General features: G+C 51.5%; 1 rRNA gene. It reads right to left on the bottom strand.

Annotation, left to right across the window (positions count from 1 at the left end):
• Positions 1–23: 23 nt before the first annotated feature.
• Positions 24–2,689: ribosomal RNA gene (locus ACED25_RS23165) — 23S ribosomal RNA — on the bottom strand; the annotation flags it as partial.

Here is a 2,689-nt window from a genome sequence, read left to right as displayed (position 1 = left end):
CCACAAAACCCCTTGGGTGTTGTATGGTTAAGCCTCACGGGCAATTAGTACAGGTTAGCTCAATGCCTCGCAGCACTTACACACCCTGCCTATCAACGTCGTAGTCTACGACAACCCTTTAGGACACTTATAGTGCCAGGGAAAACTCATCTCAAGGCTCGCTTCCCGCTTAGATGCTTTCAGCGGTTATCGATTCCGAACTTAGCTACCGGGCAATGCCATTGGCATGACAACCCGAACACCAGAGGTTCGTCCACTCCGGTCCTCTCGTACTAGGAGCAGCCCCTTTCAATTTTCCAACGCCCACGGCAGATAGGGACCGAACTGTCTCACGACGTTCTAAACCCAGCTCGCGTACCACTTTAAATGGCGAACAGCCATACCCTTGGGACCGACTTCAGCCCCAGGATGTGATGAGCCGACATCGAGGTGCCAAACACCGCCGTCGATATGAACTCTTGGGCGGTATCAGCCTGTTATCCCCGGAGTACCTTTTATCCGTTGAGCGATGGCCCTTCCATTCAGAACCACCGGATCACTATGACCTGCTTTCGCACCTGCTCGAATTGTCATTCTCGCAGTCAAGCGGGCTTATGCCATTGCACTAACCACACGATGTCCAACCGTGTTTAGCCCACCTTCGTGCTCCTCCGTTACTCTTTGGGAGGAGACCGCCCCAGTCAAACTACCCACCAGGCACTGTCCGTAATCCCGATTCAGGGACCAACGTTAGAACATCAAAACTACAAGGGTGGTATTTCAAGGACGACTCCACCACATCTAGCGACGCGGTTTCATAGTCTCCCACCTATCCTACACATGTAGGTTCAATGTTCAGTGCCAAGCTGTAGTAAAGGTTCACGGGGTCTTTCCGTCTAGCCGCGGGTACACTGCATCTTCACAGCGATTTCAATTTCACTGAGTCTCGGGTGGAGACAGCGTGGCCATCATTACGCCATTCGTGCAGGTCGGAACTTACCCGACAAGGAATTTCGCTACCTTAGGACCGTTATAGTTACGGCCGCCGTTTACCGGGGCTTCGATCAAGAGCTTCGACCGAAGTCTAACCCCATCAATTAACCTTCCGGCACCGGGCAGGCGTCACACCGTATACGTCATCTTACGATTTTGCACAGTGCTGTGTTTTTAATAAACAGTTGCAGCCACCTGGTATCTGCGACTCTCGTCTGCTCCATCCGCAAGGGACTTCACTGATAAGAGCGTACCTTCTCCCGAAGTTACGGTACCATTTTGCCTAGTTCCTTCACCCGAGTTCTCTCAAGCGCCTTGGTATTCTCTACCCGACCACCTGTGTCGGTTTGGGGTACGATTCCTTACAATCTGAAGCTTAGAGGCTTTTCCTGGAAGCATGGCATCAATGACTTCACTACCGTAGTAGCTCGACATCGTATCTCAGCGTTAAGAAAGTCCGGATTTACCTAAACTTTCCGCCTACGTACTTGAACCTGGACAACCGTCGCCAGGCCCACCTAGCCTTCTCCGTCCCCCCATCGCAATTGTAAGAAGTACGGGAATATTAACCCGTTTCCCATCGACTACGCCTTTCGGCCTCGCCTTAGGAGTCGACTTACCCTGCCCCGATTAACGTTGGACAGGAACCCTTGGTCTTCCGGCGAGGGAGTTTTTCACTCCCTTTATCGTTACTCATGTCAGCATTCGCACTTCTGATACCTCCAGCATGCCTTACAGCACACCTTCAACGGCTTACAGAACGCTCCCCTACCCCACATACCCTAAGGTACGTAGCCGCAGCTTCGGTGTATAGCTTAGCCCCGTTACATCTTCCGCGCAGGCCGACTCGACCAGTGAGCTATTACGCTTTCTTTAAATGATGGCTGCTTCTAAGCCAACATCCTGGCTGTCTGAGCCTTCCCACATCGTTTCCCACTTAGCTATACTTTGGGACCTTAGCTGGCGGTCTGGGTTGTTTCCCTCTCCACGACGGACGTTAGCACCCGCCGTGTGTCTCCCGGATAGTACTTACTGGTATTCGGAGTTTGCAAAGGGTTGGTAAGTCGGGATGACCCCCTAGCCTTAACAGTGCTCTACCCCCAGTAGTATTCGTCCGAGGCGCTACCTAAATAGCTTTCGGGGAGAACCAGCTATCTCCAGGTTTGATTGGCCTTTCACCCCTAGCCACAAGTCATCCGCTAATTTTTCAACATTAGTCGGTTCGGTCCTCCAGTTGATGTTACTCAACCTTCAACCTGCCCATGGCTAGATCACCTGGTTTCGGGTCTAATCCTAGCAACTGTACGCCCAGTTAAGACTCGGTTTCCCTACGGCTCCCCTAAACGGTTAACCTTGCTACTAAAATTAAGTCGCTGACCCATTATACAAAAGGTACGCAGTCACACCACGAAGGTGCTCCTACTGCTTGTACGTACACGGTTTCAGGTTCTATTTCACTCCCCTCACAGGGGTTCTTTTCGCCTTTCCCTCACGGTACTGGTTCACTATCGGTCAGTCAGTAGTATTTAGCCTTGGAGGATGGTCCCCCCATATTCAGACAGGATATCACGTGTCCCGCCCTACTCGTTTTCACTGATTATGAGATGTCGATTACGGGGCTATCACCCTTTATTGCGGCACTTTCCAGAGCCTTCATCTGTCTCATTAAAAGCTTAAGGGCTAATCCAATTTCGCTCGCCGCTACTTTCGGAATCTC

This window comes from Vibrio sp. 1F263, assembly GCF_041439035.1.
Taxonomy (GTDB): Bacteria; Pseudomonadota; Gammaproteobacteria; order Enterobacterales; family Vibrionaceae; genus Vibrio; species Vibrio tasmaniensis_A.
This window is presented reverse-complemented; position numbering and strand designations above follow the sequence as displayed.